Here is a 21991-nt window from a genome sequence, read left to right as displayed (position 1 = left end):
GGCCGGTGACCGTGGCTGCGGGAGAGCACCGTTGGTTCCGCCTGCCCGTGCGCTGACCCATTGCGGATTCAGTGCGCGCCCGACCGCCGCGAGTCCGAGAATGGAGTAGTCCTCAGCTGGTTCCGGAGGTGCATGGTGTGAATGCCGTACACGGACAGCAACAGAGTTCGGTCGTGAGCCGTGATCGCTCGGCCAAGCCCGATCGCCTCTTCGACAAGGAGGACGAATGGGCAGCCCTGATGTCCTTCTCAAGCGATCCGCATCCGGGAACGAGCCTGGGCGTTGTCATGGGGAGGCCGCGCCAGGGCAAGACCCTCCTGCTGGAATCGGTGGCACGCGCCACGGACGGGTTCTATTTCTGCGGACAGGAAGCCACCGAGGCCGAATCCTTGCGCAGGTTGGGCGAGGAGTATGCGCGATACCGGCAGGTCGCACAGCCCAGTTACTGGCGCAATTGGAAGGAAGGCATCGATGCATTGCTGGCACTGGGTGACACCAGGCCACTGCCCGTGATCATTGACTCGTTCCCCGACCTCGTCGCGGCGAGCCCGGCCCTGCCGTCCGTCATCCACGGCGCTCTCCGGCACCTCGACAGACCACCGCTGGAAAACCGTGCGCGATTGCTGCTCAGCGGTGAGACCGCACCGGTCATGACCCGGCTGTTCGCACCTTCCTCGCCCTTGCACGCCCTTGCCGCTCTGAAGCTCGACATCCAGCCCCTGGACTTCCGTAAGGCAGCACAATTGTGGGGCATCGACGACCCGGCGCTCGCTTTCCTCGTCTACACGGTCGTCGGTGGGACGCCCGCCTACCGGCACGATTACGTGAACGACGATGTTCCCGTCGATCGCGACGACTTCGATGCCTGGGTCTGTCGCACCATCCTGAATCCGTGCACGCCGCTGTTCCACGAGGCACGCCACCTCCTCGACGAGGAGACCGGGCCCTGGAGTCATGGGGTTTGTCACTCCGTACTCGCCGCCCTGGCCAGAGGCTGCACGACCCACGGCGAAATCGCCACTTTCCTGGGACAGCAGCTCACGGACGCCTCGCGCGCTCTCGCCCTCCTGCGCGACCACGGTCTGCTCCAATCACAGGCGGACGGACTGCAGCCTGGGATCACGCGCCATCGCATCGCAGACCCGCTCCTCGCGTTCGAGCACGCCCTGGCGCGCCCGCGCAGGGCCGCTCTTGAGCAAAGCGACGCCGAGACGGTGTGGGAAGGCGCGCGAACCGATTTCAACACTCTCGTCGCCGGCCCCCGGTTCGCCCAAGTCTGCAGAGACTGGGCGGCCTGCTCCGCCGGCTCGGCTGCCTTCGGAGCCGAAAACGTCACGGCCTCGTACGGCTCCCTCAGCGACCCGTCGGCGACTGCCGGGCTCGATGCCGAGGTCGTGGTCCGCAGACAGGATGGCCACCCGACCGGCCGCCTTCTGTCGGTCGGGCTCGCACGATGGCACACCGGCATGGACATCCACCATCTGCAACGCCTGCGGCGCATCCTGGAAGGACTCAGTTCACGTGAGGATGTCAGACACGTCCGCCTGGCCCTCTACGGCGCTTCAGGATTCAGCCCCGAACTGCACGCGGCACACGCGCGTGGCGATGTCATGCTCGTTGACGTTGAAAACCTGTACCGGGGCGCCTAGCGGACGGCATTTCGAAAGTCTTCGCACCTCGGTGGTCGCCAGTTCCGGTTCGGCCCCGGGCATGGGCCGATCGGTTCCTCCCCCGCACGGCCCACTCGGGTCCCGGGGCCCCCTCGGCACTGCGGCGATGACGCCTACGGAACGATCCCGGATGCCGGGGATTCGTTTCCTTCATAGGCCTGGAGGCGACGTTCGCGGGTCGGTGACGAACTCTCGTATGCGTCGACGCGCCAGGCCTTCTCCTACCGCTGGGTATCCGTTCGTACATCGACAGGCAGGTCGTCCTGCTCGTAGTTGAGCCGATTGATCACGTCCACGACTCCGTCGACGCTCCGGCACAGACGCAGGACGACGGGCACGAGGCTGTGCCGACTCACGGTGCCGCTGAGAGTCACGAGGCCGTCCGCGACGTCGACGTTCAGCGACGAGGGACTGAGCCGGAGCGTGTGCGTCAGGACGTCTTCGAGGATCTCCTCTTGGATTGCGTGGTCCCTGCGCAGGAAGAGTTGCAGGAGGTCGCTGCGGCTCAGGACCCCGATCAGCCGGCCTTCGCTGTCGACGACGGGGAGCCTCTTGACCTTGTGCTTCTCCATGACGCGGGCGGCACGGACGGCGCTCCACCCGGGAGCCGCGGTGATCGCCGGGTGGCTCATGAGATCGACGGCGGCGTTCGCGCCGCTCCCGGAGTTGCGCATGCGGAGCAGGTCGGCTTCGGAAACGACACCCACGGGGCATCCGTTCTCGTCCACGACAGGTACTGCGGTGACGCCGAATTCGTCGAGGAGCCGGGCGATCTCCTTGAAGGTGGTGCCGCGCTGGACGCTGACGGCCGTGGGTGTCATGAGGTCGGAGACGCTGCGATGCCTCATGTTCGCTCTCCTTCACGCGGGAACTTCGGCGTCGAACCGGGCCGTCACGTCCACGACTCCCGGCACCGTGCGCGCAACACGCACCAGCACGTCACTGAGTGACGGGTCGGGGATGGCGCCGTTCAAATGGACGATGCCGTCGGCCACGTGGACGTACACGGTTGCCGAGCCCTCCGGGACGAGCTGAGTCATGATCAGCTCGCGCAGCTCCTGGGCGACATCCTCGTCCGGGCGGAGATAGATCTTCAGCAGATCGCCCCGGCTGACCACGCCCACGAGGCGTCCGTCGTCGTCAACGACCGGCAGCCGCTTGAGGTGGCCGCGGGCCATCAGCCGAGCGGCACCTGCGATGCCCGCACTCCGTGGCACCGTCACGGCGGGTACGGTCATCAGCTGACCTGCGGAGACAGCGCGGGACTCATCTCCGCCTTGCGCCTTGAGCAAAAGGTCTGCCTCGGAGACCACGCCGACGACCCGTCCCTCGTCCGACACGACAGGCAGTGCGCTGATCCGCCATTGCCGCATGGTCTCAACGATGTCCTTGAACGGAGCTCCGCGGTTGACCGAGATGACGGCGTGCGTCATGACGTCGTCGACGATACGCAGAAGTTTCATGGTTCCTCCAGGAACAGAGGCCCTGTATCTCCGAGCGTCCGCATCGTTGTCGGCCGGTGGTAGGACCACCCGGGGTCCGCCGGGGACTGTTCGGCCCTGTTGCCCTGGCACGAACGGTGCTTTCGTGAATGTGGCGGAAGGAGCCGTTGCGAGGATGCGGAGAAGCGGCTGATGGCCGTGCACCGCACAATCGGGAACCGCGAGAAGCGGTTGGCTCCTTCCGTCCTCTGGCGTGAGCGCTCAGCGATTGCCGGCGTCACGTGCCGGATCGAGATCCGGCGACAGATCGTCCACGGCGTATTCGAGGGACTGGTCGACGCTGACGACGCCGTCGACGGAGAGGCACAGGAGTTCGATGATCGGAATGATTGAACGCTCCTCCACTCTTCCGCTCAGGGTGACGACTCCCTCCTGAACGGTCACTGTCACGCCCCCGGGTGTCATCCGGAGGGTCCGGCCCAATACCTCGTCGACGATTTCGTCGTGTATGGCGTCGTCGCGGCGGAGCATGGGGCGCAACAGGTCCGAGCGGCTGACGATACCCACGAGCGTGCCGGTGTCATCGATCACCGGAAGGCGTTTGACGCCCCGCTCGTTCAGGAAGCGAGCTGTCTCGACGACGCCCCACTCGGGCCGGGCCGTCAGCACGGGGGTGGACATGAGATCACCGGCGGTGCGGGCGTCCATGATGCGGTGGTTCACGGCCGCCGTCCCGCGCAATTGATCACGGCCCTCCGCGTCCGGCAGGCCGGCCTGCCTGCGGAGCAGGTCGGCCTCGGAGACGATGCCGATGGGATGGTGGTGGGTGTCCACGACGGGCAGGGCGGAGACGTCGTTGTAGGCGAGGCTCCAGGCGACCGTCTTGAGCGACGCTTCGGGGCTGGCCGTGGCGACGTCCCGGGTCATGACTTCGGCGACAGTGCGGTGCATCATGGTCCGATTTCCCTTCGTGCAGGGGCGTCAGTCGTGGGCGACGTGGTGATCTCCAGATGCCTCCTGAGCGCCCCGGACTGCGGCTGCCCGGCTTTCTGGGGAGCTGTCGACGCCGACCGTCACGCGGTGCTTCATGGCGGAACCTCCTGCGCGTCGCAGGTCTGCGCTCCGTTCTCAGCCTGGCCCGCGAGGCAGGAGCGGAGGAGGGGCCATGCGGCCCCTTGCGGGGCCGACCAGCCCCGTCCAGCCAGGTGGTGGGTGTGCGCGAGGCTACGTAGTCCGCGCAGCTGTTCAAGGTGTTCAGCGAGGGATAGTCCGTGACATCCGCCCGGGCTCCATGGGATGCCCCGTGATCGCGGCGAACGAAGCCGTTCCCGTCGGCGGATCCGCGACGGGGCGGACGAGAAGCACGTGATCCAAGCGCGGCAGGCGGTGCCTGTCTCCTCCACCTTGCGCCGGTACAGCTCCTCCGTGGTGACAAGAACCCGGACGTCGCCCAGTTCCAGCCGCTGGCGTACGGGCTCGGGGCCGAACGCGGAGACAGCGAGCACAGCACGCCGACGACTGCGCAGCGTGCCCAGCACCGTCGCGTAGAGCTCGGGGCCCGGCCCAGGAGCGTGAACACCATCTCCTGCCGAGCCCACCCCCATGACCGTGAGTGCGTTGGCGAAGCGCCCTGTGAGGCAGGCGAGTTCGCCATAACTGATAAGGGTCGCCGTGTCGTCCGCTGCGACACAGCGCAACGCCAAGGCCTGCGGCCACCCGGCGGTCCACGGCTTCGTCTCCCATGTTCAGCCCGCCACCGGGCAGTCCGGCCAGCCGCGACCGAGCCTCGTCCCAGGTGAAGGCGGCGCCGGGCCTGCGCCATCCACGGGTGCGGACACATGGTTCACGACCGCGACCACCCCGTCGAGCTGTTCGGCTAGGCAGGTCAGGATCGCGATCTGGTTCTGGCCCTGCAGCCGGCCTTCCAGGGTGACAACGCCGTCCACTACATGGACGGTGACCACGTCGGCTCTGAGCCCCATGATGCCCACGAGCACGTCCTCGACGAGGCGTCGTCGTATCTCGGCGTCGGGGCGCAGAAAGAGGCGCAGCAGGTCCCGGCGCGTGACGATGCCGACAAGTCTGTCCTCCTCGTCCACGACCGGGAGCCGCTCCACGCCACTGCGCATCATCAGCCGGGCGGCGTCCGGTGCGGTCTCGTCCGCGTGGACGGTCACCGCCGGTGTCGACATGACCTCGGCAGCGGTGAATTCCGCTCCGGACGAGGCCGCGGTCCCGGTGGCGGCGTCAGGGACGTCGCCCGTCACGAGGTGCCTCGCCGCCTGTCGGTTCAGCAGGTCGCTCTCGGAGACGACGCCGAGGACCCGGTCCTCGTCGTCGAGCACGGGCAGTCCGCTGATGTTGTGCTCGGCGAGCAGCTTCGCGACCTCCTTGAAGGAGGTCACCGGGACGACCGAGACGACCTCGTCGGTCATCAGGTCTCCCACTTTGATGCGCTTCATGGAGGCGCCTCCTGCCATCTCGCAGGGACCCGCACGGACGCAGCGCCCGCAGGTAGTTCAGGGACCACGATCCGCCGGGCTGTACTGAGAGGAGGAGGGCCGAACGGGTCGTGGCCGGGACCGGTCGGACCCGGATCGGGCGTCCGGGCACCTGAGCACGGCAGGATTCTCTCGACAGGGTCCATCGGCCCCCCGGGCGGTCCTGAGCGGCCCTCTCCCCGAAGGGGCCCGTGGTGCCAGCGTGAGAGCTGACCCTTCAGTGGCCCTCGGTGAGGAGGAACCATGAAAGGCACCACCGGCAGCCCGGAACTGGGCTCCGTCATCGTCGGTGTCGACGGCTCCGAGCAGGCCCGCCGGGCGGCGCTGTGGGCAGCGGCCGAGGCCACTCGCCGTGACAGCCCGCTGTGCATCGTCCACGCGGCCGACACCGACAGCCGGGTTCTCTACTCCTCGGCGGAGAGCATCGAGCGCGTTCGCGGCGCGGGCCACGAACTGCTGCGGGAAACCGCCGCTGCCGTCGCGGAACAGTACCCCGGTCTACGCATCACCACGGAGTTCAGCCGCAGCGCACCTGTCCCGAGCCTGCACCGGACGGCCGGCCTCCGCGGCACTGTCGTGGTGGGCAACCGCGGGCTCGGCGGGTTCAAGAACCTCATGCTCGGATCCGTCGGTCTGAAGGTCGCCGCCGGCGCCACGACGCCCGTCATCGTGGTCAGGGGCACCGACAACGGGAACGAGACCGGAGTGGTGCTCGCCGCGGTCCGTGACGAGCACGACGCCGAATGCGCCCGGTACGCGGCGCGCGAAGCCGAGATCCGCAAGGCCTCGCTGCGGCTGCTGCACGTGTGGAACATTCTCGAATCAGCCGGACTCGCCGTGACCATGCTCGACGACGTCGAAGCGATCGCCGGTGAACATGTCCATCACCTGATCGCCGTGACGGACCGGATCCGCGACGAATTCCCGGAGCTGAACGTGCAGGCGGATGCTGAGAAGAGCCTGACCGTCGCCGGGGTCCTGGTGGAGGCATCGCGCCACGCGGATCTGCTGGTGATGGGCGGACGGCGGTCGCCCGGGTATATCGGACCCACCCTCGGGCGGGCGACGCACAGCCTTCTGCACCACGCCCACTGTCCCGTGCAGCTCATTCCGCGGCAGGGTCCCGGGAGTGAGTCGTGATGGGCGCCGGTGAACGCGGTGAGATCGTCGTCGGTATCGACCCGGCCAGGAACTGGCACCTGTCGTTGGCCTGGGCGGCGGACGAAGCACATCGACGCGGGCTGGAGCTCCGGCTCGTCGTGGCCGCACCCCCATCGCACGACAGGCGTGAGGGCGATGACAGCCCACGCAGAAAGGACATGCTCCAAGCCGGTGCGGATGCTCTCCAGGAGGGGGCCGACTGGGTCCGGGCGCGCCATCCGCAACTGCAGCCGGCCACCGATCTGCTCGACGGTTTCCCGGTTCCCGTGATCGGCGCGCTGTCCGCGCGGGCCCGCATGGTCGTTCTCGGGTCCCGGCATCTGAGCCGTACGGCGGAGTATTTCAGTGCAGGCTCCCTCGTCGTCCCCGTCACGGCCCAGGCGCGTTGTCCCGTGGTGGTCGTGGGCGACGCGGAGCACGTCACCCAACAGCCGACCTACCTGGTCGTGGGAATCGACGGCAGCGAGTCCTCGAAGGCGGCGCTGGGGCTGGCGTTCGAGGAGGCCGACCTCCGCGGAGCAGTGCTCCGAGCCGTCTCGGTGTGGCAGCCGCCCGTATTCATGCTCCACGACGAAAAGGTCGCGGTGCAGGCTCAGCGACGCATGCTCTCCGAGACCACGGCGGGCTGGCCACTGCGGTACCCGGACGTGCACCTGACTCACGAGGTGCCGACCGGACATCCGGTGGAGGAGCTGGCCGGTGCGTCCGAGTACGCCCTGGCTGTCGTAGTGGGCCGCCGTGGCCGGGGCGGCTACACGGGCATGCGGCTCGGCTCCGTCGTCCACGGACTGCTGCACCGGGCACACTGCCCGGTGATCACAGTTCCCCTTGTGTGAACTCCGACGGTGACGACCACCCCGGCCGGGGAGAGGGAGCCCGGACAGGAGCTCTGCGGGCTGGCTGCGCCGGAGGCCGAGCGGCGTCTGGCCGAGCACGGCCGCAACGAGGTGGCGGAGGTGCGCAGCGCGCCTTTGCGCAGCCGCGTTCTTGCACAGCTTCGCGATCCTCTGATCATGGTGCTGCTGGGTGCGGCCCTGCTGACGATCGTGATCGGTGACCACCCGGATGCGGTGGTCATCGGTCTGGTGATCGTCTTCAATACAACGGTGGGAGTCGTGCAGGAGATCCGTGCCGACCATGCCGTGGCGGCCCTGTCGGTCTTGTCGGCACCAAGCGCCCGTGTCCTGCGTGATGGCATCGCACGGGAGATCGCCGCAGCTGTTGTGGTGCCCGGCGACGTATTGCTTCTCGGCGAGGGCGACATTGTTGCTGCCGACGCCGAGCTCATCGAAGCATCCGCTCTTCTCATCGACGAATCCATGCTCACCGGGGAATCGGTTCCCGTGCACAAGGACGCCGGTTCGCTGCTGGGCGCAGGGACTGTCGCAATGCGCGGACGAGGCGTCGCGACGGTCACGGCCACCGGCGCTGCCAGCGCGCTCGGCCGTATCGCCGCACTGCTCGACGGCACGCGCGAGCCGACACCACTGCAGCGCCGTCTGGCCTCCCTGGGCCGCATCCTGGCCGTCGTCACCCTGGGACTGTGCCTGGCGGTCTTCGTCCTCGGGCTCGCACGAGGCCTGCCGGCCGGAACCATGGCTGTGACAGCGATCAGTCTGGCCGTGGCGGCGGTCCCCGAGTCCTTGCCGGCCGTCGTGACCCTCGCGCTGGCACTGGGCGCCCGTCGCATGGCGGCCCGGCACGCGCTGGTGCGCCGGCTCCCCGCTGTGGAAACGCTCGGCTCCGTGACCGTTCTGGCCACTGACAAAACCGGTACCCTCACCGAGGCCCGCATGGTCGTCCAGCACGTATGGACACCGTTGGTCACAGCGGACTTCTTCGGAGTGGGATACGAACCGCAGGGGGACGTCCAGGTCGACGGCAGGAAGCCGACGCCTGCCGAACTCGGCCCCGTACGGGACCTGCTGACGGTGGCGTCGTTGTGCAACGACGCCACCTTGCGGCCACCGCAAGGTCCTCCCGCTCACGAGGACCGGTGGACCGCGGTCGGCGACCCGATGGAAGCCGCTCTCCTGGCGGCTGCGGCCAAAGCGGGCTGTGCGGATCAGGCGGACATCAGGCGCCTGTACCCGAGGACGTGGGAAGCGCCCTTCGACAGCCTCCGCAAGCGCATGACCACGGTGCACCGAATGCCATCGGGCAATCTGCTGGTGTGTTTGAAAGGGGCGCCGGAAGTGGTACTCGACGTGTCCGTCCTCGCCGACCGCAAAGACGTGCTGATGGGCGCGCGACAGCAGGCGGCGATCCTTGCTTCCCGCGGTTTCCGGGTCCTCGCGTTCGCGTCCACCGAGTGTCGGGACGAACCGAGCAGTGCGGCCACAGCCGAGAAAGGTCTGCGGCTGCTGGGCCTTGTCGCGATCAGCGATCCCCCGAAGTCCGCGGCGGCCACCACACTCGCCGCCTGCCGTGCAGCAGGGATTACGCCAGTCCTCATTACGGGCGACCACCCGGCCACGGCGCGCGCGGTCGCCGCTCGCGTAGGGCTCGTCGGCGAGGACGGCGGTGACGAAGAGGTGCTCAGCGGCCCCGATCTGGCATCGGGTCGCATCGCCGACCTCACCGCGGCGCGGGTATTCGCCCGGACAGACCCGCAGCAGAAACTGGATATCGTCGATGCTTGGCGTGCCCGAGGGGCGGTCACGGCGATGACCGGCGACGGCGTCAACGACGGCCCGGCCCTGCGCCGAGCCGACATCGGTGTGGCGATGGGGAAGCGGGGGACGGAGGTCGCACGACAGGCGGCCGACCTCGTTCTCACCGACGACAACCTGTCGACCGTGGTCGCGGCCGTCGAGGAAGGCCGGCGCGTCTACGACAACATCCGGCGCTTCCTGGTCTACGGCCTGGCCGGCGGTACCGCCGAGATCCTCGTCATGCTGGCCGGTCCCCTTCTCGGACTTCCGCTGCCGCTCAGGGCCGGGCAGATCCTGTGGATCAATCTGCTGACCCACGGCCTGACGGGTGTGGCCATGGGCGCCGAGCCGGCGGCCCCGGACGCCATGCGCAGACCACCGAGGCCATCCGGCCAGCACATCCTCGGCGCCGGAGCCTGGCAGCGTCTCCTCGTGCTGGCCGCGGTCGTCACCGCGGTCTGTCTCGCCGCAGGTGCTGTCGCACGAGCCTGGGACCTTCCATGGCAGAGCGTCCTGTTCCTGTCGCTGCTCGGCGCGCAACTCGGCGTCGTCCTGGGCCTGCGGACGCGTCTGTTGACCCGGCAGAACCTCTTCCTCCCCCTGGCTGTGCTCGCGTCCGCCCTGCTGGCGCTGGCGGCGCTGTACGCTCCGCCGCTGCGGTCGGTCCTGGAGACCGAGCCGCTCGGTTGGTCCGGGGCCGCTCTTGCGACGGCCGCCCTCATGAGCGGTTACCTGGCCGCTCGGCTCACACGAAACGCATTCCGGGAAAAGAAGGCCGCGAAGGCGAAGTCATGAGACTGGTGCGAGTCTGTCAAGAACCCGCCTGATGAGGCACCCTGCGCACTCGGTTGCCGCCGGCTCAGCCTCCGCCGCGGTCAGCGGCGCGGGCCGGGCGAGAGCAGGGCGGGAGTCAACCAGCCCGCACTCGCACAGACAGGCCAGGTGCTTGAACACCATCGACTGCGCCAGGCCGGACTCGTCGACCAGGTCCACCACCCTCGCTTCGCCGGCCGCGAACCGCCGCACGATCTTCAACCGGGCCGGTACCAGCGACCGGAACAAGGCGGCGGTCGGCGCCGACTCGACACGCGGGGTCGGTGAATCGTCACCGCCGTGGAGCGATGGCAGCGTAGAGCGAGGTGCTCCGGCGTTCAGAGAGGGCCTACACGGTACGGCCGCATCATCTCGTTGTCTTCGTGTTCCAGCATGTGGCAGTGCCACACGTACTGTCCCGCCCGGTCGAAGGTGGCCTTGACCCGGGTGATGGCGTGCGGATAGGCGATCACCGTGTCCTTGAAACCGCTCTCCCAGGGCTCTGGAGGTCTTGCGCTGTGTCCGGTGCTCTGCCGGTCGACGACCTGGAACTGGACCTCGTGGATGTGGATCGGGTGGGCATCGCCGGTGGAGTTGTGTATTTCCCAGATCTCGGTCGCTCCGAGTGCCGGGTTCTCCGTGATGGGATCACTCCATCCCATGGGGGTCGGGTTTCCGTGCCGGTCCACGGTGCCGAGCATCACCACGCGGGGGCCCACACCCCGCAGGACCGCGGAGTTCTGCTCCTGCAAGGAGACCCGCCGCGTGTGGCTCGCTGGACCCAGTGGTTTGAACGGCGGAAGGGTGAGGTGTGCTGGGGGTACGGTCCTGTCCGGTGTGGCGAGCGGTCGTGCCACCGTGAATTTCATGACCTGTCCAGTGGTCCCGGGGGCCGCCGGCCGGAAGTCCGTGCCCGCTCTCCCACCCCTGAACGGCTCGTCGGGGCCCTCGTTGATGAGGTACAGATCAGTGCCGACCGGGATCGAGGTGAAGTCGACGATGACGTCGGCGCGTTCGGCGGGGGCGGTGAGCAGTTGGTCGCGCTGCACAGGTGCGGGCAGGAAGCCTCCCTCCGAACCGATCTGCCAGAAGGGGAGTACCGGGTCTGCGGGACGAGAGGCCATCGGGTCGGTGACGATCTTCAGGATCAGGAAGCGTGCGTTGCAGCCGTTGAGAAACCGCAGGCGGTAGCGGCGCGGCTCGACGGAGAGAGCGGGCCAGGTGCGGCCGTTGGTCACCATCGTGTTGCCGAAGAACTCCGGGTTCCAGATGGGGGAGATGTCACTGCCGGGGATGTAGGGACCGGTGAAGTGGTCGAAGGATGCGCGGCTCGCCGGGTAGAACAGGCTGCCGTCGGTGGAGAACGACCGGTCCTGGATGACGACCGGGATCTCGTAGTAGTGCCTCCCCGGGGGGTCACCGAGTTTCGGCGCCGGCCCCGGAAGCACACCGCTCGGAAGGTCGGCGGGCCCGCCACGCAGGAGGTAGAAGCCCGCCAGCCCCGCGTAGACGTTCAGCCGAGTGACCCCCAGGGCATGGTCATGGAACCAGGAGGTGGCGGCACGCTCCTGGTTGGCGTACTGGAATACGGCGGTTCCTGGCTCCCAGACTGCATCGAACTGGTTCTCGAATATCGTCTTGAACTGTTCATAGAAGGAGCCCACCCGTGCGTATCCGTCGGGGATGTCGGATGCACGGGGTAGATACCACGCCTCGGGGTAGCCGTCGCTCTCCTGCGTGTTGTGCCCCCCGTGCAGGTGGGTCACGATCGGCACGGGCCCGGTATAGGGGCCGGGTGTCGAGTTGAAGTTCGGTCGCGCATCACGCCGTGAAATGCCGCCTTCAGGGTTGGCCCAGTGCAGTGTGGGGTCTACCGGCAGCAGGTGCGGCAGATGGTTGCCGTGGCGGTCGAGCAGCTGGTTCACCCACGTGACCCGTATGGCCCGGCCGAAGGCCGCCTCGACGGTGCATGACGGGTAGGCGAAGCTTCCCGGATGCCGGGTCGACCCGTATCCCCATACCGTCGTGGCCGGCATACCGGCTGGCAGGATCTGCTGCCGTAACTGCCGAACACCGATCGTGTAGTGATCGACGCGTCCTGCCTCGTCCCTCTGGGTCCAGGGCATGACTGGCGGGACGGCGAGCTCGGTGACGTACTTGTCGATTGTCGTCGGGTTCAGGACGCGGCTGGGGATCCCCGGCCAGGCCGACGTGGAGGCAGACCCGGCCGGGAGGAAGAGGCAGGTTCCGCCGGCTAGGCCGGCCTTGATGAATTGGCGCCTTGTGGCCATCTGAGTCCTCCTGGACACGGCCCCCCCATCGGCTGCAGTCCCAGAAACCGTTCCAGTGTTTCCGACACAAGGAAGAAGAGCCACTCGGAACGTCGCGGGCCGAGTTCTTCGTGCAGGTGCAGCGTTTCAGCTCGCCCGGATCTCCACGCCGTGGCGTTCACTGCGCATGGCTTACGACTTCGGCGACAGTCGGCTTGATGAAGGAGACTGGTACGCCGGCCGGGTTTCAGCAGCAGCGCAGTCACGACACTGCCCCCGGAGCGTAGAGGTCGAGTGTCCACTCCGCCGGAGGAACTTCTGAGGAACTTCACCCATTCGATACCCCTGCTGGGCCGCGACCGCCCGCACGGCGGAGCCGGACCGGCTGCTGCGGGACGCAGTGCCTGGAGGGAACTTCAGCCAAGCTCCATGCGCACGTCCACGACGCCTTCGACCGCGCGAATGGCCCGAGCCAGAAGTGGCACCAGGGAACGGTTCTGAAGAGGTCCTTGCAGGGTGACGACACCGTCCAGCACAGAGAATTCCACCCGGTCCGGGGGAGAGATTTCGGCGACAACAGCGGATCGGATTTCCTCGCCGATCTCCTCGTCCGGGCGCAGGAACACCTTCAGCAGGTCGCTGCGGCTCACGACGCCCTCCAGCATGCCGAGGTCGTTCACGACGGGCAGTCGTTTCACTCGCTTGCGCGCCATGATGCGGGCGGCCTCGGCGAGCGTGGCGTCGGGGTGGACGGTGACGGCTGGACTCGACATCAGCTCGTCGGCCAGCACGGCGCCGGCTTTGGACGCCTCCTCCAGTTGGTCGGGCAGCTTCGGGTCGTCCTGCCGGAATTCCTCCTTCGGTAGCAGGTCCGCCTCGGAGACGACCCCGACGACGCGGCCCTCGCCTTCGAGGACCGGCACGGCGCTGACCTTCCACTGATGCATCAGCTCGATGATCTCCTTGTACGAGGCCTCGCGGCCGATGGCCACGGCCGTGTGGGTCATGACGTCGCTGACGGTGTACCGGGATGCAGCCATGGCGTGCTCCTCGGGCGTGACTCCTGGGTGGTGGCACGACGGCGTACTCACATGAATCCGCCGCTGCCATGAGGGGCGTAGAGATCGAGCAGACGGATCCGAGTGGCCTGCAACCGGTGGGCGAGAACCTGCCCGACCCAATGGCCGATGGCCGAACCGAAGGCGGGATCGGCGTCCATCATCATGCGTACGGTCGCCGCGTCGAACTCATGGGTACGGACAGGTGTCATCGCCTCTGCTCCGAGGTGCCAGATGTAGGGCTCGAACAGCCAGGCCCAGCCGACCAGTTCGCCGGAGCCGAGGCTTTCGATCGCTGCCGGGGAACTGCCCGGTACGCGGATGTCCAGCGTGACGGTGCCCGAGCGCAGGATCCAGAAGCGGTCTGCGCGGTCTCCCTCGTGGAAGAGGCGGACTCCCTCCGCGAAATTGACCTCCTGTCCGATCTGCATCAGGCGGTCACGGTACTGGGCAGGCAGGGCTGCGGTGATGCGAGTCGGAGAAGCGCTCATCGGTGTCCTCCTCTGTGGCCTCCGGTTTCAGCATCGCCGGACGGCCGGTTCACGGACATGGGTCGACCGGCCCCTGCCGCGGTCCCGTCCGGCCCTGGGTGGGCAGGCTCTGCGATCTCAGAGCACTTGACGGCTCTGTCGGCCGAGTCACTCCTTGCGCCCGATCGCGAGTTCGGATCAGGCGGCTCCGTGAGTGCCACCCAGCAGATTCTTCTCGATGTACCGGCGGACATCTGCGGTGAGTGAGCTGAGGCGTCCTGAGAGTTCCGCTTCTGGCGCGACGGGCGCGCGTATGGTGCGGGCCGCGGGAGGCAGTGCCGCGAGGTCGGCCATGAACCTTTGCCGGGCTGTGTCCAGCTCTGCGCGTTCCGAAACACGGCGCCCCTCCCGCATGACCGACTCCAGCAGCGGGACGCCATCCGGCGGTGGCTGCTCATCGACGAGGGCTATCAGATCCGCGTATCCCGGCCTTCGGAACACCTGCTTACGTCCGGGCGCCGTCACCTTGGCCGATGACAGTTTCATCACCGGCCGCCCGGCGTACTCGACCAGCTTGTACGCGGAATCCAGGTAGGGGGCATCCGCACTGACGCCGATCCGGGTGCCGACCGCGTACGTATCGATGGGCGCTTCGGAGCGGACCAGACTGTCCACGGCGAACTCGTCGAGACCACCGCTCGCCACAATCCGTGTCTCCTGGAGGCCGGCAGCATCGAGGATGGTCCGCGCCTGTATGGCCAGGGCTCCGAGGTCACCGCTGTCCAGCCGGATGGCGCAGCCCGGGCCGAGCCCCAGGTCGCGCAGCACGCGTGCCGCCGTCGCCACGCCTGTCACGGTGTCGTAGGTGTCCACGAGAAATGTCACCGGGCCCGGATGGGACCGGGTGAAGGCCCGGAACGCGTCCTCCTCGGCACCGAACGCCTCGATGTACGAGTGGGCCATCGTGCCGACCGCGGTCAGGCCCTCCGAGTGAGCCGCCGCCACATTGCTGGTTCCGGCGAAGCCGACCATGGCACCCAGCCGGGCGGCCTGGTGTCCGGCTTCGATGCCATGAGTGCGGCGCAGGGAGAAGTCCACGACCGGGTGTCCGTCGGCGGCCAGGACACACCGGGCGCATTTGGACGCGACGCAGGTCTGGTGGTTGAGCTGGTTGAGTACATAGGTCTCGACGAGCTGGGCCTGCGGGAGAGGTGCAGTGATTTCCAGCAGGGGTTCTCCGGCCAGCACGACGCGCCCTTCGGGTACTGCCCGGACTTCGCCGCTGAATTCCAGGCCGAGCAGCGGTGCCAGATCCTCGGGCCGCCGTCCCATCACAGAGGCGAAGACGTCCACGTCATCTGCGTCTACACGATAGGCGGAGAGGAAATCGAGGACGGAATCCAGCCCGGCACAGACAAGGAAGCCTCGGTCCGGCGGCAGATCGCGCACGAACAGACTGAACGTCGCCGAACCTGTCATGCCCTCGCTCAGATACGACTGAGCCATCGTGACCTCGTAGAGGTCGGTGCTCGTGGCATTCGACATCGACGGCACCTTCCTCCCCGTCGCGTCATCCCTTCCGGGACTGCCGCCCGGCCCCCGCGCCCTCGCGCCGCACCACCCTGCACTTCTCCCTCCACTATCGGCCTCCTGCGTCTCGTGGGCCAGCCGGACGCCGGGGCGGCAACCAGCATCGCCGAGTCTCTTCTGCCGCTGCCGAAGAGCACGTCATGCGTGCGGACCAGCCGGACCACGAAGGGGGGGTGCCTCTATGTCCTTCGTCAAGGACGTGGTGCCGGGTGTGCGGGTTTTTGGGGTGGTTATGCGGCCAGGATGGCGGTGGGGGCTTTGGACTCGTAGAAGGTGCCGTCGCGGAGCATGGCGAACAGGACGCTGATGCGTTGGCGGGCGAGGCGGAGGAGTGCTTGGGTGTGGGTCTTGCCGCGGGCGCGCTGGCGGTCGTAGTAGGTGCGGGAGGCGGGGTCTGCGTTCATGCAGGCGAAGGCGGAGAGGAACATCGCGCGTTTGAGCTGCCGGTTTCCTCCTCGTGGTGCGTGTTCGCCGTGGATCGAGGTCCCGGACGACTTGGTTGTGGGGGCGAGGCCGGCGTAGGAGGCGAGGTGGGCTGCGCTGGGAAACCCGGTGCCGTCGCCGACCGTGACCAGCAGGACGGCGGCGGTCCTGACTCCGACTCCGGGCATCGAGGTCAGGACCGGGTGAAGAGGGTGGGCCTCCAACAGGGTGGTGATCTGGGCTTCGAGCGCTCTGCGCTGGTCGTGGACCGCTGCGAGCGAGGCGGCCAGGGACGGGATCACGATGTCGAGGGTGCCCGTGCCGGGAACGATGACGGTCTGTTCGTCGAGGGCGTCGAAGATGTCGTCGATCAGCCTCTGTGCCATCCGCGGGGCCTTGGGCCGGATGAGTTCGACGAGTCTGCGGCGGCCGGCTTTCCTCAGGGCGGCCGGGGATCCGTATCGTTCGAGGAGCCAGGTGACGGCCCGGTGGTCCAGTCGTGGGCCCAGGACGCGCTCGAGGCTGGGGTGGAACTGGGTGAGCAGGCCGCGTATCCGGTTGCTGGTGCGGGTGGCTTCCGCGGCGAGGTCCTGGTCGAAGCCGGTCAGGACGGTGAGCTCGGCGGTGATCTCGTCGGTCAGCTCCAGCGAGCGCAGGGTGTGGGGCATCGTCCGGGCGGCGTCCGCGATCACCGCCGCGTCCTTCGCGTCGGTCTTCGCCTCGCCGGGATACAGATCGGCGATCCGCCGCATCGCGAGTCCGGGCAGGTAGGCGACCTGGCAGCCCGCGTCCCGGGCGACGGTCAGGGGCAGAGCACCGATCGATGCGGGCTGGTCGACGATCACCAGCACGGTGCCGAACTTCGCGGTCAGCTTGTCGAGGACGGCCCTCAGTTTCGGTTCGCTGTTGGGCATCGGCTTGTCGAAGACCTTCTTCCCGGCCGGGGTCAGCCCGTGGCCGTGATGGGCACTCTTGCCGACGTCCATGCCCAGGAAGACGCCCACATCGCCGGTGTCGAACATCGCACCCCTCCCAAGTGGTTGACCTTGCCGGCCTCGGCGGTGGCACCGTGCTCGCGCATCCACGTTATGCAGACCTGCCGCCCGCGAGCTGCCCGGCATTGCACCGGGCCAGGCGGTGGCCGGACCTCTCATCAGCGTCTCCGACGGCACCCCACGGACCCGGCGACACCACCCCCCAGGTCATCGCTTCGACAGAGGGGACACAGTCATACCGGGCCCGGAGGCCAACGGCCCCATTGCAGGACCGCGAAAAAGATAACGGGGGGGGGGCCGAATGTTCCGTATCCGGGCCGAACCGGTCCTCACGAACGGCCCGCTGCAGTGCAACTGTGAGGGCAGGTACTTCTTACCCGGTCGAGTGGAAGGTGGTGGGAAGGATGAAGCTGCCCCTGGTCTCGGGTGTGGACGGATCGGAGACCAGCCTGCGGGCGGTCGACTGGGCCGTCGACGAGGCGGCCCTTCATGGGCTGCCGCTGCGGCTGGTGTACGCGTCCAGGTGGGAGCAGTACGAGGGCGCCGCGCTGGCGCTCAGCCTCGGCCGTCCTTCGGAGCAGGCGCTCGCCGACAGCATCGCCGAAACTGCCGCTGAGCGTGCCCGCCGCCGTCATCCGGACGTCGACGTCTCGGTTGAGGTGGCGCCCGAGGACGCGGTGCTCGCCCTTCTGTACGAGGGGTACAACGCCGAGGCACTGATCACCGGGGCGCGTGGCCGTGGCGGTCTCACCGGACTTCTGCTCGGCTCGGTCAGCCTGGCCGTAGCCGCGCGGGCCCCTTGTCCCGTCATCGTCGTGCGCGGTGACGAGGCCGGTATCGAAGGCGCGCATGGGCGGATCCTCGTGGGTGTCGGGGAATCGGAGGGAGGATCGGCGGCGGTCCGGTTCGCCTTCCGCGAGGCCGGGGCAAGGGGCTGCGTCCTGGATGCCGTACGTGCTTGGCGCTGTCCGGCGCACAACCGTGCCGACCCCCGGCGTACTGCCAGTGAGTACCTGTACCACAAGGAACGTGCGGCGACCCTGATCGACGAAGCGGTGGCTGAGTCCGTACGCGATCACCCGACGGTCCGGCTGTACTCAGCGGCGGTCGAGGGAACGGCTGCGAAAGTGCTGGTCCAGCGCTCGGCTGCCGCGGACCTGATCGTCGTCGGAGCGCATCGCCGCCACGGCCACCTCGGACTCCAGCTCGGCCGAGTCGCTCATACCCTGCTCCACCACGCCGACTCTCCGGTGGCTGTCGTACCTCTGGCGGGCTGACTGTGTGAGACCTGTCGCCTCACTTCCTGAGTAGTGACGCGTGATCGGGGACGTACGTCTGAAGGTTTCTCGGCGGTCGTTGGTATCCCGTGGCCGGAGGTCGTCGAGGCAGTTCGATCACCGGCGGAGCGACTGCCTCGTACGGCACGGTCGACAGCAGATGGGCGATCATGTTGAGCCGGGCCCGGCGCTTGTCGTCGCTCTCGACGACGTACCACGGAGCCTCCGAGATGTCGGTATGGACGAACATCTCGTCCTTCGCCCGGGAGTACGCCTCCCAACGGGTGATCGATTCCAGGTCCATCGGTGAGAGTTTCCACCGGCGGGTGGGATCCCGCAGTCGGCGTCGGAACCGCTCCTCCTGCACCGCGTCACTCACCGAGAACCAGTACTTACGCAACAGAATGCCGTCCTCCACCAGCATCCGTTCGAAGATCGGGCACTGGCGAAGGAACCGCTGGTGTTCCTCCATGGTGCAAAAGCCCATGACGCGCTCGATGCCCGCGCGGTTGTACCAGCTCCGGTCGAGCAGGACCACTTCCCCCGCGGCTGGAAGGTGCTCGACGTAGCGCTGGAAATACCACTGGCCGCGCTCGCGCTCGGTGGGCCGCGGCAGCGCGACGATACGCGCCAATCGGGGATTGAGGTGTTCGGTGACGCGCTTGATCGTGCTGCCCTTGCCCGCCGCGTCACGTCCCTCGAACACCACGACGAGCCGCGCGCCTTCGGCCCGCACCCACTCCTGAAGCTTCACGAGCTCGGTCTGGAGCCGGTACAGCTCCCGCTCGTACAGCGAGCGCGGCAGCTTTCCGGGCTCGCCCGAGCCTTTCTCGTCCGACATGGGATGACGTTATGGAGGAGACCATGCTCGAAGTCAAGCGTCAGCGCCGAACGGGCTTCGCTGCGCGGACCCGGTACGGCGTACTCGATGAGGCAGGTCGGCGAGCGGATCGGTTTCACCAGTTCGTCGACCACTCCCGACCACGCGTTCCGTCCAGACACGGATAGCCCTGTTGCCGCCGCCGTGTCGCGCTCTCGCACGTAAACGCTTATCTCAGGATTATGACCTCGACCGATTGCCAACACGATGAGGGTATGGCTCCTGTCGGTTCTGCGGACCGTTTCGACGCGTTTCGGGCCACTGCTCCGACAGGTCCGCGTACGACTCGGGCAGAAGACGGACGAGGGTGTCATCGTGGCCGTAGGACTGGTGGGTGCGATGCATCCGACGCCCGCTGAGGGTTCGTGGGAGCGTGGCCGGGGGTGCGCCGGGTGAACCGGGGTGCGGATCGCTCCGGTGCAGGACATGGCGGCGCGACAGGGAACGTGCATGTCGCACGCAGCCAGTTCACACCTATCGGCTGCCGCCAGAACCCACGTGCAGCGAGATTTCTTCCGCGATCCGTTCGGCGAGCGGTTCCACGATGGCTGCGACGGGTGCTGACAGGCCGGTGCCCAGGCTGCTGTTGGCTCCCTCGATGGCGTAGACGACCAGTTGTCCGGGCAGGCGGTCCAGTTCGCGGGCGAGTTCGACGGCGTCGCCGAGTCCGAGCCCGTGGGAACTCGTCGCGCTGCCTGTCTGCGACAGCGGCCCACCGTCCGGTTTCAGGCGATGCAGTCGACCGGGATGCCCGGGCTGTGCGTGCGCGGCGTCCACCACGATGGCGAGGTCGGCGTCTTCCCACAGGGTGATCAGTCGGGCGGGGTCGCCGTCGCACACCACGAGGGCGGTCCCGCTCGGCAGTGGCCGTTCCTCGGCTCGTTCTGCCAGCCGGCCCACGACGGCCCAGCCCACACCGTCGTCGTGGCGGAACTCGTTCCCGACGCCGATGACGGCGATCCGCGTAATGGGGTTCACGCGCTCGCCCCTTCCCGCCGGAAAGGCTCGCCAGTTGTACCGGGTCCGTGCGGGGTCCGTACGGGGTGACGGACACAGCCACCTGGACCACGCAGGGGCAGGTCGGCCCATGCCGGGCAGCAGGTCCGTGCGCATACTGGCCGGGCAAGCATCATCGGCGGCGTCGGAAGGTTGGCGATGGCGGACGACGGCGGCACGGCCGCGGTGATCGGCAAGGACGGCCTGGACGCGCTGATCACGGTCCTGGCCGGGCGTGGCCGGACGGTCGTGGGACCGACCGTCCGCGACGGGGCGATCGTCCTGTCCGAGATCTCCGGCGGTGCGGAACTCCCCTATGGCTGGGGAGTCGAGTTGGAGGCAGGCGTCTACCGGCTGCGTGCCCGCGGGGACGGCGCCGTGTTCGCGCACAGCGCGGGCCCTCAGTCCTGGAAGACGTTTCTGCACCCGCCGCGGGAGCGGCAGTGGACAGCCGATCGCGGTGCCGACGGCGAGCTGGTGGTGACCGAGGACCGGACATCACCGCCGTCGTACGCGTTCCTCGGCGTGCGCCCCTGTGACCTGCGGGCCATCGCGATCCAGGACCGGGTGCTGACCGGCGGGATGTACAGCGACCCGGGGTACCGTGGGCGTCGTGAGCGGGCCTTCTTGGTGGCGGCGGAGTGTACCGAGCCGGGTGCCACCTGCTTCTGCGTGTCCATGGGCACGGGGCCGGCCGTGGGGCCCGGCTACGACCTGGCGCTGACCGAGGTGCTCGATTCCGACGGCCACCGCTTCCTGGTGCGGATCGGGAGCGAGGAGGGAGAGTCGGTCCTGGCCGAGCTGCCCCACCGTTCCGCCGATGCCGCGACCCGGACCGCGGCGAGTGAGCGTGTCGCCGACGCGGCGGATCGCATGGGTCGCAGCATGCCGCTGGTGGACCTGCAGGTGCTGATGCGCGAGACGCTCACGGCCGAGCGCTGGGACGATGTCGCGGCCCGCTGCCTGACCTGCGGAAACTGCACCATGGTCTGCCCGACCTGCTTCTGCACCACCACCGAGGACGTCACGGACCTCACCGGAGACCACGCCGAGCGGTGGCGGCGCTGGGAGTCCTGCTTCGACCTGGATTTCTCCCACCTGCAGGCGGGTCCGGTCCGTAACTCCTCGCGTAGTCGCTACCGGCAGTGGGCCACCCACAAACTCGGCACCTGGTACGACCAGTTCGACAGCTCCGGGTGCGTCGGCTGCGGGCGCTGCATCGTGTGGTGCCCGGTCGGTATCGACATCACCGAGGAGGCTCACGCGCTGAACCTGGAACGGGAGGCCGCCCGGCAGGAGACGGGGGAGGGCCCGCCATGACCGTTGTTCGCCACGGGTTTCTCGGGGCCCTGCCGCCCGGCCACCGCGAGCGGCTGGTCACGTTCGCCCACGACGTCTCCTTCCCCGGTGGCACCCGCATCTTCGAGGAGGACGGCGTCGCCGACCGGTTCTGGATCATCCGTTCCGGGCTTGTTGCGCTCGACGTCCACGTTCCGGCCCGGCGCGAGGCAGTCCTGGAGACCCTTGGTGAAGGCGATCTGCTGGGCTGGTCCTGGTTGTTCGAGCCCTACCGCTGGCACCTCGGCGCGCAGGCCCGCACCATTGTGTCGGCGTCGGAGTTCGACGCGGAGCGGGTCCGAGCCGCGTGTGAGAAGGATCCGTCGTTCGGCCTGGCGTTGACCAACTGCGTTGCACAGGTGATCGCACGGCGGCTGAAGTCCACCCGAATCCGCCTGCTCGACCTGTACGGGCCCCCCGACGCCGGTGAGTCGTGACGACGGCTGCCGCACC

At 68.1% G+C, this 21991-nt stretch carries 20 protein-coding genes; 7 read left to right on the top strand and 13 right to left on the bottom strand.

What is annotated here, in order from left to right:
• Nucleotides 1–71: 71 nt before the first annotated feature.
• Complete coding sequence (locus tag NRF20_RS03675) at nucleotides 72–1649, top strand: AAA family ATPase (protein ID WP_413751986.1); 1578 nt, start codon at nucleotides 72–74, stop codon at nucleotides 1647–1649.
• Nucleotides 1650–1891: 242 nt separating this feature from the next.
• On the opposite strand, the gene NRF20_RS03670 is transcribed toward NRF20_RS03675, so the two are convergent.
• The 5 genes from NRF20_RS03670 to NRF20_RS03650 all read right to left on the bottom strand — a co-directional run bounded on the left by NRF20_RS03670 (nucleotide 1892) and on the right by NRF20_RS03650 (nucleotide 5574).
• On the bottom strand, nucleotides 1892–2518 hold the full coding sequence (locus NRF20_RS03670) for a CBS domain-containing protein (protein ID WP_398631987.1): 627 nt from the start codon (nucleotides 2516–2518) through the stop codon (nucleotides 1892–1894).
• A gap of 12 nt (nucleotides 2519–2530) precedes the next feature.
• Nucleotides 2531–3133 (bottom strand): CBS domain-containing protein, encoded by a 603-nt coding sequence (locus tag NRF20_RS03665; RefSeq protein WP_398631986.1) that lies wholly within the window; start codon nucleotides 3131–3133, stop codon nucleotides 2531–2533.
• 240 nt (nucleotides 3134–3373) lie between these two features.
• A complete protein-coding gene (locus NRF20_RS03660) occupies nucleotides 3374–4066 on the bottom strand; it encodes a CBS domain-containing protein (RefSeq protein WP_398631985.1) in 693 nt (230 codons plus the stop codon).
• 131 nt (nucleotides 4067–4197) lie between these two features.
• Nucleotides 4198–4809 (bottom strand): hypothetical protein, encoded by a 612-nt coding sequence (locus NRF20_RS03655; protein ID WP_413751985.1) that lies wholly within the window; start codon nucleotides 4807–4809, stop codon nucleotides 4198–4200.
• 48 nt (nucleotides 4810–4857) lie between these two features.
• Nucleotides 4858–5574: a CBS domain-containing protein gene (locus NRF20_RS03650; RefSeq protein ID WP_398631984.1), complete on the bottom strand. Its 717-nt coding sequence runs from the start codon at nucleotides 5572–5574 to the stop codon at nucleotides 4858–4860.
• 282 nt (nucleotides 5575–5856) lie between these two features.
• Between NRF20_RS03650 and NRF20_RS03645 the strand changes: the two genes are divergently transcribed.
• The 3 genes from NRF20_RS03645 to NRF20_RS03635 are packed head-to-tail and all read left to right on the top strand — an operon-like array spanning nucleotide 5857 to nucleotide 10223.
• On the top strand, nucleotides 5857–6753 hold the full coding sequence (locus NRF20_RS03645) for a universal stress protein (RefSeq protein ID WP_413751984.1): 897 nt from the start codon (nucleotides 5857–5859) through the stop codon (nucleotides 6751–6753).
• Entirely contained in the window at nucleotides 6753–7610 is an 858-nt protein-coding gene (locus NRF20_RS03640) for a universal stress protein (protein ID WP_413754516.1), read from the top strand. Before NRF20_RS03645 ends, NRF20_RS03640 begins: the two co-directional genes overlap by 1 nt.
• 9 nt (nucleotides 7611–7619) lie before the next feature.
• The gene (locus NRF20_RS03635; protein ID WP_413751983.1) at nucleotides 7620–10223 is read left to right on the top strand and encodes a cation-translocating P-type ATPase; all 2604 of its coding nucleotides are present in this window, start codon (nucleotides 7620–7622) and stop codon (nucleotides 10221–10223) included.
• Here NRF20_RS03635 and NRF20_RS03630 read toward each other — a convergent pair.
• The 6 genes from NRF20_RS03630 to NRF20_RS03605 form a co-directional block, all read right to left on the bottom strand.
• Nucleotides 10218–10649, bottom strand: coding sequence for an ArsR family transcriptional regulator (locus tag NRF20_RS03630; protein ID WP_398631980.1), 432 nt, complete (start codon nucleotides 10647–10649; stop codon nucleotides 10218–10220). The genes NRF20_RS03635 and NRF20_RS03630 overlap by 6 nt on opposite strands.
• On the bottom strand, nucleotides 10580–12532 hold the full coding sequence (locus NRF20_RS03625; protein ID WP_398631979.1) for a multicopper oxidase family protein: 1953 nt from the start codon (nucleotides 12530–12532) through the stop codon (nucleotides 10580–10582). The genes NRF20_RS03630 and NRF20_RS03625 overlap by 70 nt, the downstream gene beginning before the upstream one ends.
• A 395-nt stretch (nucleotides 12533–12927) precedes the next feature.
• Nucleotides 12928–13551 carry a CBS domain-containing protein gene (locus NRF20_RS03620; RefSeq protein ID WP_398631978.1) on the bottom strand — a complete coding sequence of 208 codons (624 nt, stop codon included), beginning with the start codon at nucleotides 13549–13551 and terminating at the stop codon, nucleotides 12928–12930.
• A 47-nt stretch (nucleotides 13552–13598) separates the two neighbouring features.
• Nucleotides 13599–14060, bottom strand: a complete 462-nt coding sequence (locus tag NRF20_RS03615) for a cyclic nucleotide-binding domain-containing protein (protein WP_266354885.1) — start codon at nucleotides 14058–14060, stop codon at nucleotides 13599–13601.
• A gap of 177 nt (nucleotides 14061–14237) precedes the next feature.
• Nucleotides 14238–15584, bottom strand: coding sequence for a nicotinate phosphoribosyltransferase (locus NRF20_RS03610; protein ID WP_413751982.1), 1347 nt, complete (start codon nucleotides 15582–15584; stop codon nucleotides 14238–14240).
• A gap of 275 nt (nucleotides 15585–15859) precedes the next feature.
• Nucleotides 15860–17074: an IS110 family transposase gene (locus NRF20_RS03605; protein ID WP_413751981.1), complete on the bottom strand. Its 1215-nt coding sequence runs from the start codon at nucleotides 17072–17074 to the stop codon at nucleotides 15860–15862.
• Nucleotides 17075–17451: 377 nt separating this feature from the next.
• On the opposite strand from NRF20_RS03605, the gene NRF20_RS03600 reads away from it, so the two are divergent.
• The gene (locus tag NRF20_RS03600; protein WP_413751980.1) at nucleotides 17452–18324 is read left to right on the top strand and encodes a universal stress protein; all 873 of its coding nucleotides are present in this window, start codon (nucleotides 17452–17454) and stop codon (nucleotides 18322–18324) included.
• A gap of 19 nt (nucleotides 18325–18343) precedes the next feature.
• Here NRF20_RS03600 and ppk2 read toward each other — a convergent pair whose 3' ends face one another.
• Both ppk2 and NRF20_RS03590 read right to left on the bottom strand, forming a co-directional pair.
• A complete protein-coding gene (gene ppk2, locus NRF20_RS03595; protein WP_266354880.1) occupies nucleotides 18344–19165 on the bottom strand; it encodes a polyphosphate kinase 2 in 822 nt (273 codons plus the stop codon).
• Between the two features lie 513 nt (nucleotides 19166–19678).
• Nucleotides 19679–20182: a hydrogenase maturation protease gene (locus tag NRF20_RS03590; protein WP_413751979.1), complete on the bottom strand. Its 504-nt coding sequence runs from the start codon at nucleotides 20180–20182 to the stop codon at nucleotides 19679–19681.
• A gap of 177 nt (nucleotides 20183–20359) precedes the next feature.
• Here NRF20_RS03590 and NRF20_RS03585 point away from each other — a divergent pair, with 177 nt between their 5' ends.
• Both NRF20_RS03585 and NRF20_RS03580 read left to right on the top strand, forming a co-directional pair.
• A complete protein-coding gene (locus NRF20_RS03585; protein ID WP_413751978.1) occupies nucleotides 20360–21520 on the top strand; it encodes a 4Fe-4S dicluster domain-containing protein in 1161 nt (386 codons plus the stop codon).
• Nucleotides 21517–21975, top strand: a complete 459-nt coding sequence (locus NRF20_RS03580; protein WP_398631973.1) for a Crp/Fnr family transcriptional regulator — start codon at nucleotides 21517–21519, stop codon at nucleotides 21973–21975. Before NRF20_RS03585 ends, NRF20_RS03580 begins: the two co-directional genes overlap by 4 nt.
• The last annotated feature ends 16 nt before the right edge of the window (nucleotides 21976–21991 follow it).

Source organism: Streptomyces sp. R-74717 (assembly GCF_047305335.1).
In the GTDB taxonomy this organism is placed as follows: domain Bacteria; phylum Actinomycetota; class Actinomycetes; order Streptomycetales; family Streptomycetaceae; genus Streptomyces; species Streptomyces atratus.
Note: the sequence above shows the minus strand (reverse complement) of the source record. Positions and strands in the feature narration are given on the sequence as shown.